This window comes from Leifsonella bigeumensis (genome assembly GCF_039537265.1).
Lineage (GTDB): Bacteria > Actinomycetota > Actinomycetes > Actinomycetales > Microbacteriaceae > Terrimesophilobacter > Terrimesophilobacter bigeumensis.
On sequence record NZ_BAABAE010000003.1, the window covers coordinates 1,387,343 to 1,413,335 of the forward strand.

The window sequence follows — 25,993 nt, forward strand, 5'->3', positions numbered from 1 at the left end:
CCTTGCAGGTCCTACTTGGCCAGCGGCGGCGCGACGGTGCCGGCGTCGACGACCTTGATGAGCTCGGGCACGTAGGTGTCACCGGATGCCTTGAGCCTGGCCTGGAACATCGGCTGGATGAGCGCGTGGTCCTCGGCCCGGATGGTCATCTTGCCCTTGACCGAGTCGAAGCTCCAGCCCTCGAGGGAGGCGATCATCTTCGCGACGTCGTCTCCGCCGCCTTCGGCGATCGCGTGCACGATCATCTGGGCTGCCGCGAAGCCGTCCGGCGTGAACAGGTCGGCCTTCTCGCCGTTCTTGTCGAGGTAGGAGATCATCGTCTTCTCGATCTCGGTTCCCGCCGCGCCGCCGAAGTAGTGGTTGAGGAAGCTGATGCCCTCGCTCGCCTCACCGTATGCGCCGTAGCTGGCGATGTCGCCGAGTCCGGTGACGACCGGGATCGTGTCGAAGACGCCCTGCTGGGAGAGCGCCTGCCACATGGCGCCGGTGGTCGCACCGGCCCAGGCGACGAACACCATGTCGGGCGCCGCGTCGCGGATCTTCTGGGCGAACGGCGTGAACTCGGTCGCGTCCTCCGGGACGAGCTCACCGGTCACGTTGGCACCCTTGGCGCCGAGCACCGCCTGCACGCCTGCGACGTTGCCCTGTCCGAACGCGGTGTCCTGCGCGAAGACCAGGATGTTCTTGCCCTCCAGATCGCCGACGAAGGTTCCCGCGGTGGCGACATCCTGCACCGTCTGGCGGCCCGAACGGAAGGTGTACTCGTTGACACCGGTGATGGCGTCGGCCGCGGCCGGGCCCGAGATGTAGAGGATCTTGTTCTGGGCGGCCTGCTCGGCGACCGCGAGGGCGATACCGGATGATGCGGTGCCCGCGATGATCTGGGTTCCGTTGCCGATCGCATCCTTGGCCGCGGAGACGGCCTTGTCGGCGTCGCCGGCGTCGTCGACGTAGCTGATGTCGAGCGCGCGCCCGTCCACCGTGCCGGTGCCGTCGGTCGCGTAGTCGAGTCCGGCCTTGAAGCCTGCCGTGTACTCGGCGCCGTAGCCTCCGAGCGGGCCTGTCGTGGAGGTGATGATGGCGATCTTGACCGGAGCGAGGTCGGTGCCGGGGTTCTCGTCGACGGTGGGTGCGCATCCGGCGAGCGCCAGCCCTGCGACGGCCAGGATGGCCGGAGCGAGGTACTTCTTCGTTACTCGCATTATCTGCCTTTCATGCTGTGGTGACGTGGGGAATCGTCCAAACATGACAGACGATTCAGGTCTCAGTAAAGTAGCTTGCTGCGCGCTAGAGTGTCAAGTGGGCACACCGCCGCACGCCGTCGAAACCTAACAGGAGCACTCATGAGTCAGCGCGAAGTCGTCATCCTCGCCGGGGCGAGAACCCCGCTCGGCAAACTTAAGGGCGCACTCTCCTCCCTCACCGCGGTCGAACTCGGGGCCGCCGCCCTGCGCGAGGCCATCGCGCGCTCGAAGGTCGACGTCGGCGACATCGACGCCGTCCTCTTCGGCCAGGTGCTCCAGGCCGGATCGGGCCAGGGGCCGGCCCGCCAGACCTCGATCGCGGCCGGCATCGGCTGGGACGTTCCGGCGACGACGATCAACAAACTGTGCCTCTCCGGGCTCACCGCCGTCATCGACGGTGCGCGGCTCATCGGCACAGGGGAAGCCGAGGTCGTCGCGGTCGGCGGCCAGGAGTCGATGACCAACGCACCGCACCTTCTCATGGGCTCCCGCAAGGGCTGGGGGTACGGATCCGTCGACGTGCTCGACCACATGGCCGTCGACGGGCTCACGGATGCCTTCGACCACGACTCCATGGGGCTCTCCACCGAGCGCCACAACACGCCCCTCGGCATCTCGCGCGGTGACCAGGACAAGGTCTCGGCGGGCTCCCACCAGCGCGCCGCTGCCGCCGCGGACCTCCTCGCCGAGGAGATCGTCCCCGTTACGATCCCCGGACGCAAGGGCGACACGGTCGTCTCCGCCGACGAAGGCGTGCGGCCGGAGACCACGGAGGAGTCCCTCGCGGGCCTGCGCCCGGCCTTCTCCGCGGAGGGCACCATCACGGCAGGCAACTCCTCCCAGATCAGCGATGGGGCCGCGGCGCTCATCATCGCCAGCCGCGACTACGCGGAAGCGCACGGCCTCGAATGGCTCGCCGTCATCGGTGCCCCGGGCCAGGTCGCCGGCCCCGACAACTCGTTGCACTCCCAGCCTGCGCACGCCATCGCCCAGGCCCTCGAGCGTGGCGGCTGGGAGACGAGCGACCTCGACTTCGTGGAGATGAACGAGGCGTTCGCCGCCGTATCACTCCACTCCGCACGAGCGCTCGGCGTGAGCCTCGACATCGTCAACATCCACGGCGGCGCGATCGCGCTCGGCCACCCGATCGGGGCATCCGGCGCCCGTCTGGCACTGCACGCCGCCTACGAGCTCAAACGGCGCGGATCCGGGCGCGCTGCGGTCTCCCTGTGCGGCGGCGGCGGCCAGGGCGAAGCGCTGCTCCTCAGCCGCTGACCGGCGTTCGGGCGTGATCTTTGGATCGCGGGTGTGGCGGGCGTCCATGGGCGGCGATTCAAAGATCACGCCCGAACGCCCCCGCTACAGGAGCGAGATCGGCTTCACGATGTCGGCGTAGATGAGCAGCAGGCTCATCCCGCCGAGCAGGATCACGACCGCGAAGGTGAGCGGGATGACCTTCGCCGTGTCGACCGGCCCCGGGTCGCGCCGCTTGAACAGCTTCGCGAAGAACCGGCGGATCCCCTCCCAGAGCGCGCCGGCGATGTGCCCGCCATCCAGGGGCATGAGCGGGACGAGGTTGAAGACCAGGAGCGCGACGTTGACCGAAGCGACAAGGCCGATGAGCGAGGACGCCCGGTCGGCGATCGGGATCGTGTTGAGGCTCGTGATCTCTCCCGCGATACGCCCGACCCCGACGACGCTGATCGGGCCGTTCGGGTCGCGCGCATCCGGCCCGAACGCCGCATTGGCGACGTCCACTAGACGCTGCGGAAGGTGCAGGATGATGTTGGTCACGGCCGCGATGTTGCCTCCGACCGCGGGCAGCACGGCGGTGACCGGCTGCGGCACGAGTTCGTACGCCGCTGTAATGCCGAGCATCCCGACCTCCTGGGTGAGCGGCGTGCCGTCGGCATCCGTCACGTTCCTGCCGTCCGCGTCGTACACGTAGCGCTCGGTGAGCGCGGGGGTTGCCACCAGCTCGACCTGACCGCCGTCGCGTTCGACGACGAGCGCAAGCTGTTTCGCCGGAGACTTCTGGATGATCGCCGTGGCCTGCGCCCAACTCGTGACGGGCTCCCCACCGATGCTCAGGAGCCGATCCCCCGGCAGGATGCCCGCCACCGCGCCCGGCGCCTCAGGGTCGTTCGGCGCACAGCTCGTCTCGGTGCTCGTCGCCGGAAGCAGGCACTCGCTCACGCTCCCGATCGTCGTCGACACCTGCTGCACGCCGAACCCGCAGAGCACCACGGCGAACAGGACGACGGCGATCACGAGGTTCATGAACGGACCGCCGGTCATGATGACGATGCGCTTCCAGATCGACAGGTTGTAGAAGGTACGGTGCTCCTCGCCCTCGGGAACCGTGTCGGCGCTCACGGTGCGCGCATCCTGCACCATGGTCTGGAAGAACCCGGTGCTCGCCGTGCGCGCCTTGCCGCCGGGTTTCGCGGGAGGGAACATTCCGGCCATCGAGATGTAGCCGCCGAGTGGGATCGCCTTGACCCCGTACTCGGTCTCACCGCGACGACGCGACCACAGGGTCGGGCCGAAACCGATCATGTACTGGCCGACGCGCACGCCGAACAACTTCGCGGGAACGAGGTGACCGAACTCGTGCAGCGCGATCGAGATCGCGAGCCCCAGGGCGACGATGACGATCCCGAGGATGTAGAGGAGCACGGTTTCCATATGCGCTCTCCGGTCTAGGAGACCTTGCGGATCTGAATGAGGAACACGAGCGTCTGCCCACCAAGATCGTGTGCATTGGGATCCGTTCCGTACGCGTACTGCGGTGGGATCGTGACGAGCACGGTGGCGCCGGCCTTCTGGCCGACCATGGCGGCGGCGAAGCCCTTGATGACGCCGGTCGCCGGGAAGGTGCTCGGCTCACCCCTCGTGTAGCTCTGGTCGAAGATCTCTCCGGTGTCCCAGGACGTCCCCTGATAATCGACGGTCACGGTCGAGGTGTCCGTCACGAGGTCGCCGTCGCCCGCCTTGATGACGAGCAGTTCCAGCTCGGCGGGCGGGTCGGTCGCCGGCAGGGTGACGACGGGAACGTCACCACCGAGGTCGACGGTGGGGACATTCTGCGTCCACTCTGCGGGCGTCGGCAACTCGACAGGGGCGGCCGAGGGCTCGCTCGCTTCGACCTTCTTGATGTCGAAGACGAAGACGAGGGAGTCGGTGGCGCCGACGCCGAAGTTCGGCCCATCCTTGCCGAAGGCATCCGCCGGGGGGACGATCCCGACGACACGCGAGCCGACGGTTGAGCACTGCACGATCTTGACGATGCCGCTCAGTATCCGGGAACCGTCGACGACGAAGGGGAATTCGCCGCTCGAGGAGAAGTCTTTCGAACCGTCGATCCGATCGCCGGTGGCCGCGTTGTAGAGCACGAAATTGGTCGTCACGTACATGCCCGGCTCGACCACCTCGCCGTCGCCCTCGGTGACCACCGTCCGCTGCGTCTCGGTGGTGTCGAGCGGGGACGGGATGGTGACGGTCGGCTCGGCATCCGCCGCACCCGACACGGCGATCTTCGACGAGGCCGGGCCCGACGGCGTCACGTCGCAATCGGGCGCCGAGGGCGTACTGCACGCCACGAGGGAAAGCGCGACCATACCGGCGAGCGCGACGGAGGAGATGATCTTGTGCACTGGCCTGCCTTCGTTGTGACGGGATGATCGGCGGGGAGCCGACGACGAGCATATCCGTTCAGGCTATGACGAAGCTGAACTCAGGGGGATGCCGTGTCGACGAGAACAAGGGGTTCGTGTAACACGGGGAAGTTGACCGAGTTGGCGATGAAGCACTTCTCGCTCGCCTCACGGTGAGCGGCGAGCGCCGCGTCCACCATGTCGGCGGAAGCGACCGTGACCGTCGGGCGCAGCGTGACCGACACGAAGTGCCCTCCGCCATCCGGGGTCTGCTGCATCTCGCCGACCGCGTGGTCGACGTACGCGGTCACGACCACACCGTGCAGCACCGCGACGTGCAGGTAGCTGAGCAGGTGGCACTGGCTGAGGGAGGCCACGAGCATGTCCTCCGGGTTCCAGCGGTCGGCGTTGCCGTGGAAGGTCCGGTCGGCCGACCCCTCGATCGGATGCTTGCCCTCCACCGTGAGCAGCACCTCCCGCCCGTAGTCCCGGTAGCCGCTCGTTCCCGTACCGCGGTTGCCGAGCCACTCGATCGTCGTCGCGTAGCGATGTTCCATACCCACGCAGTGCACGCTACCTCACTGGCAGAGACGAGGTGCGGCGATAGACTTGGCTCACTATGACTGACACGCTCGCACCCTCCATCCCCGCGTTCACCAAGGTCGCCCAGGAGCGCCGTGTCGTGACCGCGATCCCCGGTCCGAAGTCGAACGCCCTCCACGAGCGGCGCAACGCCGTCGTGGCGAGCGGTGCCGCATCCGGCTTTCCCATCTACGTCGATCACGCGCACGGCGGCATCCTCGTCGACGTCGACGGCAACCAGTTCATCGACCTCGGCTCCGGCATCGGCGTCACCACGATCGGCCACACGGATGACGGGGTCGTCGCCGCCGCGAGCCGTCAGCTGGGCGAGCTCACCCACGGCCTCTTCACGATCACCCCGTACGAGGGCTACGTGCGCGTCGCTGAGCTGCTCGCGCAGCACACGCCGGGCGACTTCGCCAAGAAGACCGTGCTCGTCAACTCGGGCGCCGAGGCGGTCGAGAACGGCGTCAAGATCGCCCGCAAATACACCGGTCGCCGCGCGGTCGCCGTGCTCGACCACGCCTTCCACGGCCGCACGAACCTCACGATGGCGATGAACTACAAGTCGATGCCCTACGGGCTCGGCTTCGGGCCCTTCGCCGGTGACATCCACCACGCACCGAGCTCGTACCCGTACCACGACGGCCTGAGCGGCGCGGAGGCCGCCGAGCGCACGATCGCGTTCCTGGAGAAGACGGCCGGGGCATCCGACCTCGCCTGCCTCGTCGTCGAGCCCATCCAGGGCGAGGGCGGCTTCATGGTGCCCGCCGAAGGCTACCTGCCCGCCCTGCAGAGGTGGTGCACCGACAACGGGATCGTCTTCATCGCCGACGAGATCCAGGCCGGGATGGCCCGCACAGGCAAATACTTCTCGAGCGAGCACCTCGGGCTCGTCCCCGACCTCGTGCTCTCGGCGAAGGGCATCGCGGGCGGGCTTCCGCTCGCGGCGGTCACCGGTCGTGCCGAGATCATGGATGCCTCCCACCCGGGCGGCCTCGGCGGCACCTTCGGCGGCAACCCCGTCTCGACGGCGGCGGCGATCGCCGTGTTCGAGTCGATCGAGACCAATGACCTCCTCGCCGAGGCCGTGCGCATCGAGAACACCCTCAAGCCCGAACTGCTGCGCCTCCAGTCGAAGTTCGACATCATCGGCGACGTGCGCGGTATCGGCGCCATGCTCGCGATGGAGTTCGTGCAGCCGGGTACCGGGGCGACGACCAAGGAGGCGAACTCCGCCGCCGTCAGCGCGATCTCGACGTATGCGTTCGAGCACGGGGTGATCCTGCTGACGGCGGGCACCTACGGCAACGTCATCCGGTTCCTGCCGAGTCTCGCGGTGAGCGACGAGCTGCTCCTGGATGCGGTCAGCGTGATCGAGGACGCGCTCGCTTCCCTGTGAGTGATCCCGCTACACGGCACGCGCTCGGCGTGGACGGCGCGGTCGAGTTGGCGCGCGTCGAGCGTAACGGCCTCGTAGAGTCGCGGCACGTCGGCGCCGCGGTCGTCGTCTCCCCCACCGGTGAGGTGATCCGGGCCCTCGGCGATGTCGATGCGCTCGTGTACCCGCGCTCGTCGCTCAAACCGTTCCAGGCGATCACCGTGCTGCGCTCGGGGGTATCGCTCGAGGGCGCGCAGCTCGTTCTCGCCTCCGCGAGCCACGCCGGGACCCCTGCGCACGTCGAGGTCGTCACGCTGCTCCTGCAGCGGGCCGGGCTGACCGAAGACGCGCTCCAATGCCCCCTCGACTGGCCGGGCGATGTCGAGGCGGCCGCCGTCGCGCGCACGAGCGGTGAGAAGCGGCGCGTCACGATGAACTGCTCCGGCAAGCACGCTGCGTTCCTGCTCGCGTGCGTCGAGAACGGCTGGCCGACGGCGGACTATCTGGACCCTGCGCATCCGCTGCAGGTGCGCGTGCGGGAGACCATCGAGGAGTTCACCGGCGAGCCCGTCGGCCACGTCGGCGTCGACGGATGCGGTGCCCCGCTCTTCGCGGTGAGCCTGCGAGGCCTCGCCACGGCGTTCTCGCGCCTGGCCAGGGGTGTCAACGCGACGGGGCCGGATGCCGATGCCGTGCGGTTGGCCGAGGCGATCCGCTCGAACGCCTGGGCGATCCAGGGCCAGGGCCTGCCCAACACCGTCGTCATCGAGGAACTGGGGCTCATCGCTAAGGGCGGCGCGGAGGGTGTCATGGCCATGGGATCGTCCGACGGGACCGCTGTGGCGCTCAAGTCACTGGACGGCAGCCATCGTGTGACGAGCCTCGTCGCACTCGAGCTGCTCACGCAGGCCGGAGCGGTGCCCCGTTCCGATGCGGACCGGGTCACCTCTCTCGTCACGGAGAAGGTGCTCGGCGGCGGGCAACCGGTCGGCGCGATTCGCGCGGCCTTCTGATCCACGCGCATCTGCTCGGCCCCCAGGGGCGCGGCACTCGATAGAGTTGCTGGATGACGGAGGGCCAAATCGTCGCACTCGTGTGGGGCCCCTTCGCGATGATTTTCGGAACCTGCTTCTTTTTCTTCCGGAATCAGATCTCGCGGCTTGCGCGTGCACAACGAGTGCGACGGGGTTACGCCATCGGGCCGCACACGCAGTCGCCGCTGTTGATGGCGGCGGGAGGGCTCTCCCTTGTCATCGTCGGTGCGCTCGTAGCGGCCGGTGGCGCGACGGGGATTCTTCGCTGACACGCATCGATCCCGTCGCGAACTGCGGCAACTTCGGGGTTGCGTGCACGCCGACCCCACATTTGCCGCAGTTCGCGGTATCTCGTGAACAGTTGTCCGCTGCGCGGTCTCGACAAGCTCGACCGGAGAGGCCTTGCGGCCGACGGAAGCAGTTTCTCAAGGGTTTCGATACGCGCGCCCTCGGGCGCGCTACTCAACCAGCGGTTGCGACAAGCCAGACGGTCGTGTCGCCGGGGAGCTCCGCGGCGACCGGCTCGGAAGACAGCGCCACGGTTCCTGCGGGCAACGTTACGATCGACGAACCGGTGTTCGCGATGACCGTCACATTCCCGTTGCGGAATGCGACGACATCCGCCGGATAGCCGGGCAGCCACTCCACTGAGCCCAGCCCAAGCGTGTGCTCCGCCCGCAGCGCCAGCGCCGCCTTGTAGAGCTCGAGCGTCGAACCGGCCTCGCCCTCCTGCGCGTCACGGGCATAGCCGGCCCAATCGGCCGGCTGCGGGAGCCAGCTCTCTCCGGTGGTGTTGAAGCCGTAGGCCGGGGCCGCGGCCTCCCAGGGGATCGGCACACGGCACCCGTCGCGACCGTAGCGCTCGTGATGGGTGCGTTCCCAGGTCGGATCCTGGCGAGCCGAATCCGGAAGGTCGATGACCTCGGGCAGCCCGAGCTCCTCGCCCTGGTACAGGTATGCGCTCCCCGGAAGCGCAAGCATGAGCAGTGTCGCCGCGCGTGCCCTGCGCAGTCCGACGACACCGTTCGGCTTCTCCGGCGACTTCGGACCGATGCCGGACCCTTGCGGATTCTCACCCTTGAGGCCGAACCGCGAAGCGTGCCGCACGACATCGTGGTTCGAGAGCACCCAGGTGCTCGGGGCACCGACGCCGGTGAAGGCTTCGAGGGAGGCGTCGACGACGTTCCGGATCTTCGCGGCCTGCCACGGCGTCTCGAGGTAGGCGAAATTGAAGGCCTGGTTCATCTCGTCGGGACGCACCCAGTTCGCGAGCTTCGAGGGCGGATCGACCCAGGCCTCGGCGACGAGCACGCGATCCCCCTCGTACTCGTCAAGAATCGTGCGCCAGTCGCGATAGATCTCATGTACACCGGGTTGCGCCCAGTATGGCGGCGACACCGGATCCGGGGCCGCCGGCACGGTTGCGGTCGGTCCGGCCGCTGCCGCCGGTTCGGCTTCGACCGGCTCGACGTCGTGCGCCCCGCCGCCCATGCTCCCGCCCGCCGCCGAAGCGGTGTAGTCGGGAAGCCCCGCCTCCTTGATGAGGCCGTGGGCGACATCCACCCGGAACCCGTCGACGCCCCGGTCGAGCCAGAAGCGCAGGATGCCGTGGAACTGCTCGCGCACCCAGGGGTTATCCCAGTCGAGGTCGGGCTGGGATGTGTCGAAGAGGTGGAGGTACCACTGGCCGGGCGTTCCATCCGGGCGGGTGACCCGCGTCCAGGCCGGGCCGCCGAACACCGACTCCCAGTTGTTCGGTGGGGTGCTGCCGTCCGGCCCCTTTCCGTCGCGGAACAGATACCGCGCCCGCTCCGGACTCCCCTCCGGCGCAGCGAGTGCCTCCTGGAACCAGGCGTGGAGGTCCGAGGTGTGGTTAGGGACGAGGTCGACGATGAGGCGGAGCCCGAGTTCGTGAGTGGCCGAGATGAGCCGGTCGAAGTCGGCGAGCGTTCCGAACCGTGGATCGACGTCGCAGTAGTCGGCCACGTCGTAGCCCGCGTCGTTCTGCGGGGAGGTGTAGAACGGCGAGAGCCAGACCGCGTCGACGCCGAGCTCATGCAGCGCCGGCAGGCGACGCGCGATGCCGGCAAGATCACCCATCCCGTCGCCATCCGAATCGGCGAACGACCTCGGATACACCTGATAGATGACCGTGGAACGCCACCAGTCGGAATCTGCCATGGAAATCAGCCTATTGCACCGGGTTGGAAACGCTTGCACGACGACGGCGCCGCCACAGCCCTCCTCGCGCCGCACTCCCCCGGTCAGGAAGCGCCGAGCAGGATCGTCTGGTACTGGGCGCCGAAGCGCTGTTCCTCGCTCTGGTCGAGGGTGCGGAACACCTTCGTCGTCGCGAACACCGCCTCGGTCGGGAAGATCATGAGGTTGCGGGCGACAGCCTCCGGAATGGTTCCGATCTCAGGCTGACGGAGGTCGACGGGCGAGATGAAGCTCGTCGCCGCGGCCACCTCGACGGCGTTCTGCCGGTCGTAGTAGAAGTCGATGAACTCCTCGACGTTGGTTCGATGGGTCGAGCCGACGGGGATCACCACGACATCGCTCCAGAGCACGCCGCCGGCTGCGGGGACCGCGAACTCCCACTGGTCGCCGGCCTCCTGGTTGATCTGCATGACGTCGCCCGCGCGGGCGATCGAGGCGATCGTCGCCCCGCTCTTGAGATCCTCCTTGTACTTGTTGCCCTTGATGCTGCTGAGCTGGCCACTCACCACCTGCGCTCTCAGCGTCTCGACCGCGGCCGAGAACTCCGTATCGCTCCAGTCGCTCGAGGAGATGTCGACACCCTGGTCGAGCATGATGAGACCGAGCGTGTCGCGCATGGCCGACATGGCGCCGACCCTGCCCTTGAGCGAGGGATCCCAGAGGTCCGAGATCGAGGTCAGGCCTTCCGGGATGGCTTCCTTGTTCCAGGCGATGCCGGTGAAGCCGTTGCGCCAGGGCAGTGACGCATGACGGCCGGGATCGAACTCCGAATCCCGGAACATGAGCCGCAGGTTATCGAAATGCGTGATGTTCTCTCGGCGGATCTCCTGCACGTAGCCGAGGCGGATCCAGCGGGCGGCCATCCAGTCGCTCAGCACCGCGGCATCCGCCCCGATGTCCTGGCCGAGCCTCAACTGGTCCTTGACCTTGCTGTAATACAGATTGTCGTCGCTCACCGCGTTCGTGTAGGTCACCGAGATGCCGGTGGCGTCGCTGAACCTGCCGAGAAGAGGGTAGTCCTCACCCGTCGTGTTGCGATAGGTGTCACGACTGTCGAAGCGCAGCGACTTCTGCGACTCAGACCGGTCGACCGCGGCTTCCGGCCGGCCCTGTGCGGCGGTCGAGCAGGCGGCGAGGAGCAGGGCGGAGGCGCCGAGTCCGGCACCCTGAAGGATCGTGCGGCGTGACAGCCCCGCACCCCCGCCAACCCGGCCGGAAACGGCCTCCTGCAGCATCGTTCGATTCATGGTTCGCGTCCTTCACAGCATCGTGAGCGGGTGCGTACATACCCCGTGTCGATCCTGACACAGGGCTGTGCGTCGCCTGACCACCAAAAAGGGGCACATTCGCACCCCAGTCCGGGGGCTAGCCGGCCCCCAGCAGGATCGTCTGGTACTGGGCCGTGTAACGCTGTTCTTCGCCCTGGTCGAGGGTGCGGAACACCTTCGCCGATTCGAAGGTGACGGGAGTCGGGAACACCATGCGATTGGCCGCGACCTCCGGATCGAGTACGTCGATCTCGAGCTGGCGGATGTCGACGGGTGAGATGAAGTTCGTCGCCGCCGCCACCTGCACCGCGTTGGCCGGATCGTAGTAGTAGTTGATCAACGCCTCGGCGTTCGCCTTGTGCGTCGAGCCGATCGGAATGACCACATTGTCGCTCCAGAGCACCCCGCCCGCAGCGGGGATCGCGAACTCCCACTGGTCGCCGGCCTCCTGATTGATCTGCATGATGTCCCCGGCGCGGGCGATCGCGGCGATCGTCGCCCCGCTCTTGAGATCCTCCTTGTACTTGTTGCCCTTGATCCCGAGCAGCTGCCCGCCCTCGATCTGAGTCCTCAGCACCTCGACGGCGGCCGAGAACTCGGCGTCGCCCCACTCCGGCCCCTCGATGTCGACCCCCTGATCGAGCATGATGAGACCGAGCGTGTCGCGCATGGCGGACATCACCCCCACCTTGCCCCTGAGAGACGGGTCCCACAGGTCGGAGACCGAGGCGAGGCCCTCCGGGATCGCCGCCTTGTTCCAGGCGATGCCGGTGAAGCCGCTCCGCCAGGGCAGGGAGCCCCTGCGGCCCGGGTCGCCGTCGGAGTCCTTGAACCGCGGACGGATGCTCTCGAGGTTCGGGATGTTGGCGTGGTCGAACTGCTGCACGTAGCCGAGGCGGATCCAGCGGGCCGTCATCCAGTCGCTCAGCACCGCGGCATCCGCCCCGATGTCCTGGCCGAGCCTCAACTGGTCCTTGACCTTGCTGTAATACAGATTGTCGTCGCTCACGGCGTTCGTGTAGGTCACCGAGATGCCGGAGAGATCCCCGAAGGCCCCGATGAGCGGAAAGTCCTCACCCGTCGTATTGCGGTAGGTGTCACGACTGTCGAAGCGCAGCGACTTCTGCGACTCGGACTTGTCGACCGCGGCCACGGGTCGCTTCGACCCCGAGGTCGAGCAGGCGGCGAGCATGAGGGCGGATGCCCCGATCCCCGCGCCCTGGAGCATGGTTCTGCGCGTCAACGCGCCCTTGAGCAGCCCGGCTGAAAGCGGTGCCCCGCCCGGTACGGCATGGTTGTTCCATTTCGATGAACTCACGGTGCTTGACTCCCCAATAGCGCTGTGATCGGGTCGGTGAACCGACCTCGTTCGATACTGGCACAGGGTCCGTCGACACCCCAGTACCAAAACAGGGGACAGCCGACTTCGGACGGCTCAGCCGTAGAGGCTCTCGACCGCTTCGCGGAAGGCCACGGTGTGGCGATCGACGTCCCCGCTCGTCGTCGCGGGACTCATGAGGGCCATGTTGTGGAACGGGGTGATGAGGATGCCGCGGTTGAGCGCGTGGAGGTGAAGGTACTGCTGCAACTCGAAGTCATCGGCCGCCGCGGCCTCGGCCCCGTCGCGCGGCGGTGTCGCGCGGAAGCTGTATTCGGCGCGTGCACCGAGCCGGGTGACCTGCCATGGCGCACCGAACTCGTCGATCGAGGCCTGCACTCCGGCCGTCCACTCGACGGCACGCGCGGTCATGTTCTCGAACGCGGCCGGGGTGAGGACCTCGGAGAGCGTCGCCCGGATCCCGACGAGCGAGAGGGCGTTGCCCGCAAGGGTCCCGCCCACTCCCCCGACGTCGATGTCCTCGAGCTCGAGGCTGTCCCTCGCACGCTGGGCGAGCTCGGCCGTCATCCCGAATGCCGCAGCCGGGATCCCGCCGCCGATGCTCTTGCCGACGACGACGGCATCCGGTTGCAGCCCGTCCGCCTTCGTCATGCCGCCGGGACCCGCGCTGATGGTGTGGGTCTCGTCGATCACGAGGATCGTGCCGTATCGCGTGCACAGTTCGCGCACCGCCGCGTGGTAACCGTCCTCTGGCAGCACGATGCCGATGTTGGTGAGCGCGGGTTCGATGAGCATCGCGGCGATCTCACCGGTCGCCAGCGCCCGCTCGAGCGCGGGAATGTCGTTGAAGGGCACGACGGCCGTCGTCTCGGATGGCGGGACCGGCGCGCCGATGTTGCCCCGTCTCTCGACGACGGCACCGTCGGCGTCCAGGGTTGCGAAGGTCTCGTCGACGGAGCCGTGGTAGCAGTAGTCGTGGACGAGGATCTTCCGGCGACCGGTGACCTGCCGCGCGTACCGGATGACGCTGCGGTTCGCATCCGTCGCCGACAACGTGAACTGCCAGCTCGGGACCCCGAAGCGGTCGGAAAGGAGTTCGGCGGCGATCGCAGCGTCCTCGGTCGGGAGCATGAAGGTCGAGCCCTTCGCGAGCTGCGCGGAGAGCGCGGCGACGGATGCCGGCGGAGCGTGCCCGCACATCGCGCCGGTGTCGCCGAGGCACAGGTCGACGTGGTCCAGCCCGTCGACATCGGTGAAGTGGGCTCCGGCGGCCGAGGTCACGTACACCGGCCAGGGGCCGGGCCACTTCGCCATCCAGAGCATGGGGACGCCGTCGGGCAGGTGCGGCGTCGCCGCACGCCAGAGCCTCTCCGATTCCGGGCGCTCCGCACGGAACCTCTCGACCTCCTGGTACCAGAGCGCCGCGAGCCGGTCGCGATCGGCATAGGCGGTTGCCGAGACCGCAGTATCCGTCACCTCAGCCGACCCTCTCCAGCCGCTTCCTCCGCACGGCGGCCGATATCTGCGAGATGAGCACGAGGATGATCGCGAAGAAGAACACTGCGGAGGCGATGACGTTCGCCTCCGCGGGGATTCCCCGCGCCGCCGAGATGTAGATGTACTTCGGGAAGGTGCTCGTCGTTCCGGAGTTGAAGTTCGTGATGATGAAGTCGTCGAAGCTGAGGGCGAACGACAGCAGCGCTGCAGCGATGATCCCGGGGAGCAGGAGCGGGAAGGTGACCCGCCAGAACACCTGGCTCGGCGAACCGTAGAGGTCGCGCCCCGCCTCTTCGAGCGCGGGGTCGAGCGTGGAGACCCGTGCCTTGACAGTGACGACGACGAAGCTCACGCAGAACATCGTGTGCGCGATGATGATCGTCATGAGCCCCTTCTCGACGCCTGCCGTGAGGAACTCCGCGGCGAGCCCTGCACCGAGGACCACTTCGGGGGTCGCCATCGGCAGGAACAGCAGGAGGCTGATCGCGGAGCGGAACCGGAAGCGGTAGCGCACGAGGGCGATCGCGATCATCGTCCCGAGGATCGTCGCCGCGATCGTCGCGGTGACCCCGACGATGATGCTGTTGCCGAACGCAACGCACACGTCGATCTGGTCGCACACGTTGAGCCACTTGTCGAAGGTGAACCCGCGCCACACGATGTTCGACTTCACCGAGTCGTTGAAGGAGAACACGAAGGTGTAGGCGATCGGGATGAGCAGGAACACGAACGCCACGATCGCGTAGAGCGGCAGAAGCCAGTTTCCGAAACCGAGGCGGGAACCCCGTCGCGACGGAGGGGCCGGGGAGGTCACGGCCCGCGCGACGACACGGCCTTCCTGGAGCGTCACAGCAGGTCCTCCGTTCCACTCCGTTTGACGTAGACGGTGACCATCACCAGGATCACGACCATGAGGATGATGGAGAGCGCCGCTGCCGCCGGGTAATTGAGCGAGACCAGGAAGTTGCTCTCGATCACGTTTCCGATCATGGCGGTGCCCGTACCCCCCAGGAAATCGCGGCTCGCGTTGATGTAGTCGCCCGCGGCCGGAATGAACGTGAGCAGCACGCCGGAGACGATGCCCGACATCGAGAGGGGAACCGTGACCCGGAAGAACGTCATCGACGGCTTCGCATACAGGTCGCTTCCGGCTTCGAGCAGCCGGGTGTCGAGGCGCTCGAGCGTCGAGTACAGGGGCAGCGTCATGAACGGGATGAAGTTGTAGGTGAGCCCGAACACGACCGCCGCCGGGGTGCCGGTGAAGTGGGCATCCGGTGCCATGAGAGCGAGCGCCTTGAGGCCGGTGATGACGGCCGACTCATCCGAGAGGATCGACTTCCAGGCGAGGGTGCGCAGCAGGAAGCTGATGAAGAACGGGGCGATCACGAGCACGAGCATGAGGTTCTGCAGGAGCGGCCAGCGCCGGGCCTTGACCCCGATGAAGTAGGCGAGCGGGTAGCTGAACAGGAGCGCGAAGATCGTCGCGAGGATGGCGTAGAGGAACGAGCGCAGGATGTGCTCGCCGTACATGTCGACGACGGTGACGTAGTTCTCCCACTTGAAGGCTGTCTGGTACTCGCCGATGTCGCCGAGCAGCTTCGGTTCCTGAAGCGAGGTCAGGACGAGCGAGACGAGCGGGACGAGGAAGAACAGCATGAGGTAGAGGATGCCGGGCAGGAGCAGGAACAGGGCGATCCTGCTCTTGCGCCTCGGCGCCTGCTCCTGCGCCGTCCCGGTGGCGAATGCGCTGAAGGCCACGCTCAGGCTCCCTCGAGCTCCGACATCAGGGCGCGCTTCTTCTGCACCGCAATGGTGGCCGTGTCGGTGTCCGCGGGGAACCGCGGGGTCGGTGCCGCTTCGTCGGCGAGACCGAAACCGTGTTCGACATCCCAGCTCACCCAGACCTCTGCACCCTCGCCGGCGAGAGGCCCGAACGTCATGTTCTGCTGGAACACCGAGATCGCCCCCATCCCCGGGAGGGCGATCGTGTACTGGGTGCTCACCCCGCTGAACGAGACATCGATGATGCGGCCGGGTCCGAGAGAGTTGGTTCCGGCCACCTTCTTCGGCTCCTCCTTGTGCAGGTGGAGCTTCTCCGGCCGGACCCCGACCGTGACCTCGCCGGTGTGGCGCTGCGCCCTGCTGGTCGGCACCGTGATCTTCGCGCCCTCGACATCGACTGTGATGCTCGTGCTCGTCGAACCGGACACGTTGCCGGTGAACAGGTTGGACTGCCCGAGGAAGTTGGCGACGAACGCGGTCTTCGGCAGCTCATAGAGCTCCTCCGGTGCGCCGAGCTGTTCGATCTCGCCCTTGTTCATGACCGCGACCGTGTCGGCCATCGTCATGGCCTCCTCTTGGTCGTGCGTGACGTGGACGAAGGTGAGCCCGACCTCCTCCTGGATCGACTTCAGCTCGAGCTGCATCTGACGACGCAGCTTGAGGTCGAGCGCGCCGAGAGGCTCATCGAGCAGCAACAGGGCCGGCCGGTTCACGATGGCGCGGGCGAGCGCGACGCGTTGCTGCTGGCCGCCGGAGAGCTGCTGTGGTCTGCGTGCGGCGAGGTGGTCGAGCTCGACGAGCCGCAGTGCCTCATGCGCCTTCTCCACGGGGTCGGCGATCTTGCGCCGGCGCAGGCCGAACGCGACGTTCTCGAGCACCGTCATGTGCGGGAACAGCGCATAGCTCTGGAACACCGTGTTCACCTGCCGCTGGTACGGCTTGAGCCCCGTGACGTCCTTGCCCCCGATGAGGATCCTCCCCTCCGTCGGGTCCTCGAGCCCGGCGACGAGCCGCAGGGTCGTGGTCTTGCCGCACCCGGACGGGCCGAGGAGGGCGAAGAACGACCCTGCGGGGATCGTCAGGTCGAGGTGTTCGATAGCGGTGAAGCCAGGAAAGCGCTTCTGGATGCCGACAAGCTCGAGGTCCGCCCCGCTTTCGGCGAAGGCCCCGGATGCCATGTCAGGCCCCGAGAAGGATCGCCTGGAACTGCGCCGCGTACTTCTGCTCCTCCGCAGCACTCAGGCTGCGGAAGACGTGCGCGTTGGCAAGCGTGGCGTCGCTCGGGAAGATGAGCTGGTTGTCCGCCAGCTCCGGGTCGATCGCGACCATGGCTTCCTTCGTGCCGACGACCGGCGGGATGTAGTTCACGTAGGCCGCGACCTGGGCCGCGACCTCGGGGTCGTAGTAGTAGTTGATGAGCGCCTCGGCGTTCTTCTTGTGCTCGGAGCCGATCGGGACGACGAAGTTGTCGTTCCAGAGGGTTCCGCCCTTGCTCGGGAGCGCGAAGTCCCAGTGGTCCCCCGCCTCGAAGTTGAGCTGGGTGATGTCACCGGACCAGACGATGGCCGCGAGGGTGTCGCCGTTCTGCAGGTCCTCCTTGTAGGAGTTGCCCTTGATGTTGCGGATCTGGCCGTTGTCGACCTGCTCCTGCAGGAGATCGATCGCGGCGCTGAACTCGTCGTCGCCCCACGAGCCGTCGATGGCCGTCCCCATGTCCTGCATGATGCAGCCCATGGTGTCGCGCATCTCGGACAGCACACCGACACGCCCCTTGAGGGAGGAGTCCCAAAGGTCGGAGACGGAGGTGAGTCCGCCGGGCAGCTCATCCTTGTTCCAGGCGATGCCGGCGAATCCGCCCTGCCACGGGAGTGACATCTTGCGTCCGGGGTCGAAGTCCACGTTGGCGAGCGCCGGGACGAGGTTCTTCTTGTTCGGGATGTTCGCCTCGTCGAGCTCCTGCGTGTAGCCGAAGCGGATGAGCCTATCGACCATCCAGTCGGTGAGACACACGGTGTCGCATCCGATGTCCTGGCCGAGCTTCAGCTGGTCCTTGACCTTGCCGTAGTAGGTGTTGTTGTCGTCGACCGCCTCGGTGTAGGTGGCCTTGATCCCGGTCTGGGCGGAGAACGCTTCGAGCGTCGGGTACTTTCCGGCATCGTCGACGTCGAGGTAGAGAGCCCAGTTGTCCCAGCGAACGATCTTGTCGGTATCCGACTTGTCCGTCGCCGCGGTGGGCTTCTCTTCACCCCCACCCGTCGAACACGCCGCAAGGGCTAGTGCGGCCGCGCTGATTCCGGCTCCCTTGAGCATCCCGCGGCGCGAGAACTGCGCGCGCTGCGCCTGGAGTACGAGGCTGCGGATGAACGGGTCTTCTGGCAGTGGTCTGGTCATGTGAGTGCAACTCCTTCACGACGGTGCGTACGAGCGGACAACTTTGTTCCGTGTGGCTAGATACTGTCACACCATCGCATCGGATCGCACCAAAAAGAGACCGAAACAACGACATCCAGTGTGAAATTTCACGAAATCAGCACACATTTGCCCTTTTTTGGTGCGGAATCCATCGTCTGAGCCGAGTAGGCTGATGCCCGGAGCGGTACGAAGAAGTACCCTCCCGGTCGCACACGCAGTGAAGTGCAGGGCAGGAGAGCAATGAAGGTCGCCATCCCCAGGGAGATCAAGAACAACGAGTTCCGGGTGGCCATCACCCCCGCAGGCGTGCACGACCTGGTCGCCCACGGACACGAGGTCATCGTCGAGACCGACGCCGGCACCGGCTCATCCATCTCCGACACCGAGTACCGCGACGCGGGCGCCAGGATCGCGAAGACCGCGGAAGAGACCTGGGCGGCCGCCGATATGCTCCTCAAGGTCAAGGAGCCGATCGCCGCGGAGTACGACTACTTCCGGGCCGACCTGCTGCTCTTCGCTTACCTCCATCTCGCCGCCGAGCCTGAGCTCACCGGGGCGCTCGTCGACGCGAAGGTCACCGCGATCGCCTACGAGACGGTGCAGTCGCCGAACCGCGCGCTGCCGCTTCTCGCCCCGATGAGCGAGGTGGCCGGTCGGCTCGCCCCCATCGTCGGAGCGAACGCGATGCTCAAGCCGAACGGTGGACCGGGCCTGCTCGTCCCCGGAGTCCCCGGTACCTATCCGGCGAAGATCGTCGTACTCGGCGGCGGGGTCGCCGGGACGAATGCCGTGTCGGTGTCGGTCGGCCTCGGCGCCGATGTCACGGTCCTCGACACCAACCTGCAGCGACTCAAGGAACTCGATGAGATCTATGCGGGCAGGGTGCGCACGGTCGCCTCGAACGGATTCGAGATCGAGCGCGCCGTCCTCGGCGCAGACCTCGTGATCGGTTCCGTGCTCGTCCCGGGGGCGAAGGCCCCCAAGCTCGTGAGCAACGACCTCGTCTCGCGCATGAAGCCGGGCAGTGTGCTCGTCGACATCGCGGTGGACCAGGGCGGGTGCTTCGCCGACTCCCATCCGACGACGCATGCCGACCCGACTTTCACGGTGCACGACTCGTTGTTCTACTGCGTCGCGAACATGCCGGGCGCTGTCCCGAACACCTCGACCTACGCCCTCACGAACGCGACGATGCCCTACGTGCGCGCGCTCGCGAACAACGGATGGCGCGCCGCGCTCTCCGCGGACGGCGCCCTCGCCCTCGGTCTCAACACCCAGGGCGGCCATGTCGTCAACGCACCGGTGGCCTCGGCGCTCGGGCTCGATCACGTGTCGCTCGCGGACGTGCTCGGCTAGTCGCCCCCGACCGCCGGGAGCCGGACACGCTCCACGCGACCATCCGGGCTCAGCAGCCAGGCGTCGCTCTGCGGCGAGGTGATCGGGGGCGGAAGCTCCCGTTGTCGGGAAAGGGCGCGGTACTCGGCGACCGAGCACCCGTGGAAGAGCACGTGCGCGCGGGAGCGCAGAGTGCCGAGGAGCCCCCAGGAGGCGTTCCAGGCATCCGGGTCGCCGAGGATGAGACCCCTGCCGCCTCCCTCCACCGCCGGCTCCGCGGCGGCCGCGCCGCCGGCGAGGAGCGTGACGCGGCCGAAAGAGCCGAGCCGAGCGGCGAGCGGACCCGGAGCCGACGCGACCACGGCGAGACCGGTCGCCGCCAGCCCGGCCAGAACGGACGCGTCGAGGTCGGCGGTCGTCGGCGGATTCGGCCGGGCAGCTTTCGGGACTAGTACCACCTGCACGCGGGACCCGTTCCAGGTGCCGCCGCCGGGGGGAAGCGAGGGGTCGAATCCGGCGACCCCGCCCGTGGCGATCGAATGCTCCTGGCGATCGGGCATCCTGAGCACGAGTTTCGTCTCGCACAGCGCCGACAGCGAGGCCAGGGCCGAGGCGCACGACGAGACGACGCGAATCCCCGCAGCCGGCCCCTCCCGGTGCAGCGCGGTGAGCGCGTCGACGAAGGCCGCCCTGTGGTCGGGCGGGAACCTTCCGAGCAGAATGTCGAGGTCGTCGAACAGGAGCAGCCCCCCGACGGGCGCGCCCGAACGAATGCTGTCGAGCAGCCCCGTGACGAGGTCCCAGGCTCCCTCCACCGATCCGGGTACCCACATCGCGCCCGTCGCGCCGGCGGCGATCGCGTCGAGGACCCCCGACTTTCCGGAGCGCCGGCCTCCGACCACGAGCAGGTGGCCCTGCTCGACGGGGTCGTAGACGGCGACGGCCCGTCGCTGCCGTTCCGGCTGGTCGAGGAGACCGAAGGCGATCCCGGAGCCCTCGCCCGATGACGGCCCCGCAGGCGGGAGGTCTTCCGGCCCCAGGCGGGTCGGCAGAGGATCGAGCCAGGGGCGACGCACCGGTCTGGTCTCCCAACGGCCGGCGACGGCGACGGCGTCTGAGGCGACGGCCAGAGCGAACTGCATGGGCGTCAACGCGTCGTCGCGTGCCACGATCGCCCGACCGGGTGGATGCCGGGGCAGCCCGGCGGCATCCGGCTCGCCGACGACCGCGATGCTGTCGGCCCGGTTGTTCACCCGGAGCGAGATGCGCAGGGTGCAATTGGCCAGGACGGTGTCACGCACCGAGCCTGCGGGCCGCTGGGTGCACAGAACGAGGTGCACGCCGAGCGACCGGCCGCGGGATGCAAGATCGGCGAACAGCTCGTGGAGTTCGGGGAATGCCGACGTCAGAGTGGCGAACTCGTCGATGACGATCACCAGCCGCGCAAGGGTCCGACTCCCCGCACCCTGCTCGTCCTGTGCGAGCTCATCGATCGAGCGTGCTCCGCTCTCGGCGAGGAACGCCTCACGATACCGGAGCTCGGCGCGCAGGCTCTGCAGTGCTCTGCCTGCCGTCGACTCCTCGAGGTCGGTGACCGTCCCGACCACGTGCGGGAGGTTGCGCAGGGGCGCGAAGGCCGCACCCCCCTTGAAGTCGACGAGCAGGAAGTTGACCTCCTCCGGTCCGTACCCGGTGGCCATGGCGAGGACCCAGGTGATGAGCAGCTCGCTCTTGCCGCTTCCCGTGGTCCCTCCCACGACGGCGTGAGGCCCGTCCGAGACGAGATCGACGATCACGGGACCGGCGGGACCGATCCCGAGGCAGGCCGCGAGGGCGGGGGCGTTCCCGCCCACCGGCTGCCGGAGTGCGGAGAATTCGACCCGGGAGGGCAACTGCTCACCCTGCACACCACCGGGCTGCCGTCCTCCCCGCGACGCGACCGCGAGCGCGTTGGCGAACTCCGTCGCCTCGCGCTCGGTGACGAAACCCGGCGAGAACTCCGATCGTCGCTGCTGCGGGTGCCGGATCAGCCGTGCCCGCCCGGCTCCATCGAGTTGCACGACGACCCGGCACTCGCGCGGCAGGCCACGCTCCTGTCCCGCAGCCGCGATGACGAGACCTGCCCCATCACCCGATCGGGGCCGGAACTCGAGCTGCGCGAACCCGCCCGGCACCGTGCCCTCGGTGCGATGACCGGCGTTTCCCCCTTCCCAGTGCGGCAGCGCCCGGACCCAGCGGAGCCCCGGACCTCCGGTGGGGACCGCGCGCAGCCCCACGACATCCGGGGGAAGCGCATTCGCCAGCTGCACCAGGAGCGCGCCGGCTGCGGGTACCGTCTTCGAAACGGGGCCGCACAGTCCGATACCGAGGCGAGCGTCGATGACGATGGGCGCCCCGTCCAGCGCCGCGGCCCTCGCTCGCAACTCGTCGATGGCGCGTTCCGACTCGCCGGCCTTCGCCACCGCCGGCCGGTCGAACTCGAGCGCACTCACCACCCTGCCGACGCCGAGCGTCACAGGCACCTGGTCGTCGAGCCGTTCGCGCCAGCGCTCGGGGTCATGATGCGCAGCTGCGAGGATGGCGGCCGCCGAGGGAGCGCTGCGCTGCAACTCCGCGCACTCGCGCTCGTGGGCTTCGTCGATCGCATGGACGGTCGCGACGACCTCCCTCTCGAACCTCGCCCGTTCCTCGCGCATTCTCCGGCGACCCTGGCGCCGGGCGTCGGCGAGACCGGCCACCGCGACGACCGGGCCGAGCAGAGCGAACACGAGGGCGAAGGGCGACTGCGTGACCGCCCAGATCGCCACCGAGGCGACGACGGGAGCGACGCTCGCGAACACCGGGAACGGATGCGGTGGCGGTGGTTCAGGCGGCTGCGGGAAGGAGAGGGCGGTGATCGTCATCGACTCAGGAGACCACGCCCGCCGCCGCCGACCCGGACGGCGGGACCCGATCCGTGGACAACGACGAGCCGTCCTCGATGTGAGGGAGTGATCAGGCGCCTCTCGGCTTCTCCTGCGGAGGCTCAGCTCACGATGAAGAACTGCTCGCCGAGGTCGACGCGCGAGCCGCGGACGAGGCGGTAGCGGCGTTCGGGGTGGCAACGGATCGGCGGCGACTCCGGCTCCCTCACGATCGTGCCGTTGCCCGAGTAGCGGTCCTTGACCCAGAAGCTTCCGGCCTCCTGACCGAACTCGAGGTGGGTCTTGGACACCGAGCGGCTCGGGTCGAGCACGCGCACGATATGGTCGAAGTACTCGCCGGGCTCGGGCCGGGGACTACGGCCGATGAGTCCGCCTCCGAACACGGTGAAGGACTCACCGGTACTGAACTGGAGCACGAATCGTTCGCCCTCCGGATGCCGCGCGACGATACGCGTCGGTTCGACGTCCTCCTCGAACTCGGTCGAGTCCGACTCCGGCGACACGAAGGGTTCTGGCTCCGGCTCTGACTCTGGCTCCGGCTCTGGCTCCGGCTCCGGCTCAGGTTCGGGCTCCGGCTCCGGCTCTGGTTCCGGCTCGGGGGCAGGCTCAGGTTCCGGCTCCGGTTCCGGCTCAGGCTCCAGCTCCGGCTCAGGTTCCGGCTCAGGTTCCGGCTCAGGTTCCGGCAGCCGGTCCTGCTCGACCCTCTCGAGTCGCTCGACGACATTCGTGTCCCGGGGACGGGCGAGAGAGCGTCCTATCGATCGCGCGACGAAACCGCACTCCCCGCAGAAGATGTCGTCCGGCGACATCGGAGCCCCGCACTGTTCGCAGGTCAACCCTGATTCCTGCTCCGCGACCGGCCGGGTGAACGGCTGAGGGATCATCGGCCGGATCGGCGACGACGCGGCGACGACGGCACGCCCGCACTCCCCGCAGAACATGGCGTCCGAGGGGAGCTCCGTACCGCAATAGCCGCAGGTCACGGCCATCACCCCTCTCGCTTGAACAGGCTGGTGACACTATAACCACCGAGACTCCGCAGGGAGATCACAGCCTTGATCCGCTGCCAACGGGTCAGCCCGAGGTCGAGGGAGTATCGCAGCTCGTCGACCGATCTCCACAACTGCTCGGCCTGATCGGCATCCGGCTCCCCTGGAGCGAAGACCGCACGGTCGGCGACCGCGGCGAGCACGAACGGCTGGGTTCCGCCGACCGTCTGCGCGACCTCGATCCGAGTGGGGGCCGGCCCGGGGGTGAACCCGTGGTCGAGCACGGCATCCTCGAACTCCTCCCAGCCGCCCGACATCCGCTCGAGCGGAGTCGGCGCGAGGCGGCGCAACCGTCGGCGGCGCCACTTCGCCGCCGCGATCGTGAGGAACGGCGAGAGGAGCACCGCCATGACGAGTGTCGCCCAGCCGAGGCCGAACAGGATGCGCACGAGGATCGTGAGTACCGGATTGTCGAGCGGGGTCTCGTCCTGGCTCGAGCTGGGAGGGAGCCGGGTGTCCCTGTCGTCGGTCTCCGGAAGCTGCGGCTGCACAGGGGCCTGGGGGCGGGCGACCTGGGTCGGTTCCTCGGGCTGTTCCTCGGGGATGTCCCGCAGGGGCGGCGTCGGGTCGATCGCAACCCAGCCGTACCGCGTCGTGTCGACCTCGATCCAGGCCGAGACGTCACTGCCGGTGACGGTCGTCAGGCCATCGGGCACGATGTCGGTGGGGGCGAACCCGAAGACGACGCGCGCGGGGAACCCGAGTTGCCTGGCCATGAGCGCCGCGGTCACGGCGTACTGCTCCTGGTCCCCGATCATCCGCTGGGCGGTGAGGAGTTCGGTGATGCGGTCCGCAGCATGCCCCGAGCGGCTCTCCGGCTCGGTCGCCCCGACGCCATGGCTCACATACCCGTCGCGGCGAAGGCCGTCGAGCATGGCGACGAGCTTGTCACCCGGATCGGTCAGACCACTCACATAGGCGTCGAGCGCAGCAGCGAGTTCGTCCGGTACGACGGAGACGGGAGGCAGCGTTGCCGGCCCGGGTTCGAGGGACGACAGCTGGTCGGCCTCCGGCTGGGTCGGGATCACGGCGGTCAGCGTATAGCTGTCCCCCGACTCGAGTCCGGTGACGACCGCCCCCGTGTCGCTGTTCTGGTTGAAATAGAAGCTCCCGAGCAGGTCGGGCGCATCGCTGCCGCCGAAGGTCACGCGCTCGAGCCTGCCGACCGTGGGCAGCCACACCCCGGTGTAGTTGCCGATCGTCACCTCCACGGTCGCGGTCGTCCCGGCCACCGCGGACTGGTCGACCATGAGCGGCACCCTGGTGAACGAGCCCGAGATGCTGCTCACGCTCCCCCGGCCGACCGAGTACACGACCCCGTCGTAGCTGTCGAGTGTCGCAATGCGGATGCGGGATCCGGCCGGCAACCCGGACACCGTCAGCATCGTGCGGCCCGCGGTCGTCGGCTGAAGGTACTTGCGGAACCCGCTGAGCGGGCTTGGGTAGTCGCGCGGGTCGAAGGGTTGCGCCATCGCGGTGCGCAGGACCACCCGATCGGCAGTGGGCGGGACGAACGAGATCGCACCGTAGGCAGCCGTTCCCGCGATCGCAAGCACCAGTCCCGCGCTCACGAGCGAACGGAATCCCACGAAGCCGCCGTCGGCGACGCGCGCCACCGGGCTGCCGTCCTCGGTGCTGCTGACACCGGAGAGCAGGCGGATCGACTCCCGTCGCCGGTACCAGCGCAGCCACAGGAGCCACAGAAGGAGGGAGACGATGAGGCCCATCGTGACCGCGAACGGCCACTGGGCGGAGTCCGGCCCGAACAGGTTCGCGACGATGAAGACCACGACAGGGCCGAGAACCGCGACCTCGGCGACCCTCGAACGCAGAGCCACCGTGAGAGAGACGACGACAGTGACGAGGATGAGGATGAATGCCGGGACGAGGAGCGCCTGGTAGTCGCCGACCGGAAGGCTGATGGTGAGCAGTTGCTTCCAGCTCGTCGCCGTCGCGACCACGAGTTCTCGCAATCCGGTCAGCGATGGAAGGACACCGGAGATCGCCAGACTGGGGACCGCGAGGGGGACCCCGAGGGCGAGATAGACGACGAGAGTGACCGCGAGCACGACGGGACTCGGCCACCGGAACCAGGCGCTGAGCAGGCCGATGGCGGAACCCGCCACGATGGTGACGGCCACCAGCACGATGAGCGACGCGGTCCCGTAGCTCGGCCACAGGGCGATGGAGGCCACACCGGTCGAGATCGCGAGCATGACGGTGGAGACGAGCATGAACCCGAGAGAGGGTCGCGTCGTCCGCTGTTTCAC

Annotated in this window: 20 protein-coding genes; 5 read left to right on the plus strand and 15 right to left on the minus strand. The window is 67.9% G+C overall.

What is annotated here, in order from left to right; translation table 11 throughout:
* Positions 1-11: 11 nt before the first annotated feature.
* Positions 12-1,202 (minus strand): substrate-binding domain-containing protein, encoded by a 1,191-nt coding sequence (locus ABD678_RS11915; RefSeq protein WP_344756903.1) that lies wholly within the window; start codon positions 1,200-1,202, stop codon positions 12-14.
* 141 nt (positions 1,203-1,343) lie between these two features.
* Here ABD678_RS11915 and ABD678_RS11920 point away from each other — a divergent pair, with 141 nt between their 5' ends.
* Complete coding sequence (locus ABD678_RS11920; RefSeq protein WP_344756905.1) at positions 1,344-2,519, plus strand: acetyl-CoA C-acetyltransferase; 1,176 nt, start codon at positions 1,344-1,346, stop codon at positions 2,517-2,519.
* Between the two features lie 84 nt (positions 2,520-2,603).
* Here the strand turns inward: ABD678_RS11920 and ABD678_RS11925 are convergent, their stop codons facing one another.
* The 3 genes from ABD678_RS11925 to ABD678_RS11935 all read right to left on the minus strand — a co-directional run bounded on the left by ABD678_RS11925 (position 2,604) and on the right by ABD678_RS11935 (position 5,457).
* A complete protein-coding gene (locus ABD678_RS11925) occupies positions 2,604-3,932 on the minus strand; it encodes a M50 family metallopeptidase (RefSeq protein ID WP_344756907.1) in 1,329 nt (442 codons plus the stop codon).
* Between the two features lie 14 nt (positions 3,933-3,946).
* Positions 3,947-4,900 carry an FKBP-type peptidyl-prolyl cis-trans isomerase gene (locus ABD678_RS11930; protein ID WP_344756909.1) on the minus strand — a complete coding sequence of 318 codons (954 nt, stop codon included), beginning with the start codon at positions 4,898-4,900 and terminating at the stop codon, positions 3,947-3,949.
* 80 nt (positions 4,901-4,980) lie between these two features.
* Positions 4,981-5,457 carry an OsmC family protein gene (locus ABD678_RS11935; protein ID WP_425561987.1) on the minus strand — a complete coding sequence of 159 codons (477 nt, stop codon included), beginning with the start codon at positions 5,455-5,457 and terminating at the stop codon, positions 4,981-4,983.
* Between the two features lie 62 nt (positions 5,458-5,519).
* Between ABD678_RS11935 and gabT the strand changes: the two genes are divergently transcribed.
* Genes gabT through ABD678_RS11950 form a run of 3 tightly spaced genes read left to right on the plus strand, consistent with a single transcriptional unit; the run spans position 5,520 to position 8,166 of the window.
* On the plus strand, positions 5,520-6,884 hold the full coding sequence (gabT, locus tag ABD678_RS11940; RefSeq protein ID WP_344756913.1) for a 4-aminobutyrate--2-oxoglutarate transaminase: 1,365 nt from the start codon (positions 5,520-5,522) through the stop codon (positions 6,882-6,884).
* Positions 6,881-7,876 carry an asparaginase gene (locus ABD678_RS11945; protein WP_344756915.1) on the plus strand — a complete coding sequence of 332 codons (996 nt, stop codon included), beginning with the start codon at positions 6,881-6,883 and terminating at the stop codon, positions 7,874-7,876. Before gabT ends, ABD678_RS11945 begins: the two co-directional genes overlap by 4 nt.
* A gap of 53 nt (positions 7,877-7,929) precedes the next feature.
* Positions 7,930-8,166 carry a hypothetical protein gene (locus tag ABD678_RS11950; protein ID WP_344756917.1) on the plus strand — a complete coding sequence of 79 codons (237 nt, stop codon included), beginning with the start codon at positions 7,930-7,932 and terminating at the stop codon, positions 8,164-8,166.
* Between the two features lie 193 nt (positions 8,167-8,359).
* Here the strand turns inward: ABD678_RS11950 and ABD678_RS11955 are convergent, their stop codons facing one another.
* The 8 genes from ABD678_RS11955 to ABD678_RS11990 all read right to left on the minus strand — a co-directional run bounded on the left by ABD678_RS11955 (position 8,360) and on the right by ABD678_RS11990 (position 18,394).
* Entirely contained in the window at positions 8,360-10,078 is a 1,719-nt protein-coding gene (locus tag ABD678_RS11955) for a glycoside hydrolase family 13 protein (protein WP_344756919.1), read from the minus strand.
* 83 nt (positions 10,079-10,161) lie between these two features.
* Positions 10,162-11,364: a polyamine ABC transporter substrate-binding protein gene (locus ABD678_RS11960; RefSeq protein WP_344756921.1), complete on the minus strand. Its 1,203-nt coding sequence runs from the start codon at positions 11,362-11,364 to the stop codon at positions 10,162-10,164.
* A 118-nt stretch (positions 11,365-11,482) separates the two neighbouring features.
* A complete protein-coding gene (locus tag ABD678_RS11965; RefSeq protein WP_344756923.1) occupies positions 11,483-12,703 on the minus strand; it encodes an ABC transporter substrate-binding protein in 1,221 nt (406 codons plus the stop codon).
* Positions 12,704-12,820: 117 nt separating this feature from the next.
* On the minus strand, positions 12,821-14,200 hold the full coding sequence (locus ABD678_RS11970; RefSeq protein WP_344756925.1) for a transaminase: 1,380 nt from the start codon (positions 14,198-14,200) through the stop codon (positions 12,821-12,823).
* A 1-nt stretch (position 14,201) separates the two neighbouring features.
* The gene (locus ABD678_RS11975; protein WP_344757194.1) at positions 14,202-15,035 is read right to left on the minus strand and encodes an ABC transporter permease; all 834 of its coding nucleotides are present in this window, start codon (positions 15,033-15,035) and stop codon (positions 14,202-14,204) included.
* 32 nt (positions 15,036-15,067) lie between these two features.
* Positions 15,068-15,979: an ABC transporter permease gene (locus tag ABD678_RS11980; protein ID WP_344756927.1), complete on the minus strand. Its 912-nt coding sequence runs from the start codon at positions 15,977-15,979 to the stop codon at positions 15,068-15,070.
* 2 nt (positions 15,980-15,981) lie between these two features.
* Positions 15,982-17,181, minus strand: a complete 1,200-nt coding sequence (locus ABD678_RS11985) for an ABC transporter ATP-binding protein (protein ID WP_344756929.1) — start codon at positions 17,179-17,181, stop codon at positions 15,982-15,984.
* 1 nt (position 17,182) lies between these two features.
* On the minus strand, positions 17,183-18,394 hold the full coding sequence (locus tag ABD678_RS11990) for an ABC transporter substrate-binding protein (RefSeq protein WP_344756931.1): 1,212 nt from the start codon (positions 18,392-18,394) through the stop codon (positions 17,183-17,185).
* 261 nt (positions 18,395-18,655) lie between these two features.
* On the opposite strand from ABD678_RS11990, the gene ald reads away from it, so the two are divergent.
* A complete protein-coding gene (gene ald, locus ABD678_RS11995) occupies positions 18,656-19,771 on the plus strand; it encodes an alanine dehydrogenase (protein ID WP_344756933.1) in 1,116 nt (371 codons plus the stop codon).
* Here the strand turns inward: ald and ABD678_RS12000 are convergent.
* From ABD678_RS12000 to ABD678_RS12010, 3 genes are all read right to left on the minus strand, one after another.
* The gene (locus ABD678_RS12000; RefSeq protein WP_344756935.1) at positions 19,768-22,653 is read right to left on the minus strand and encodes an FtsK/SpoIIIE domain-containing protein; all 2,886 of its coding nucleotides are present in this window, start codon (positions 22,651-22,653) and stop codon (positions 19,768-19,770) included. The genes ald and ABD678_RS12000 overlap by 4 nt on opposite strands.
* Before the next feature lie 122 nt (positions 22,654-22,775).
* A complete protein-coding gene (locus ABD678_RS12005) occupies positions 22,776-23,663 on the minus strand; it encodes a zinc-ribbon domain-containing protein (RefSeq protein WP_344756937.1) in 888 nt (295 codons plus the stop codon).
* Positions 23,663-25,993 (minus strand): transglutaminase-like domain-containing protein, encoded by a 2,331-nt coding sequence (locus tag ABD678_RS12010; protein ID WP_344756939.1) that lies wholly within the window; start codon positions 25,991-25,993, stop codon positions 23,663-23,665. Before ABD678_RS12010 ends, ABD678_RS12005 begins: the two co-directional genes overlap by 1 nt.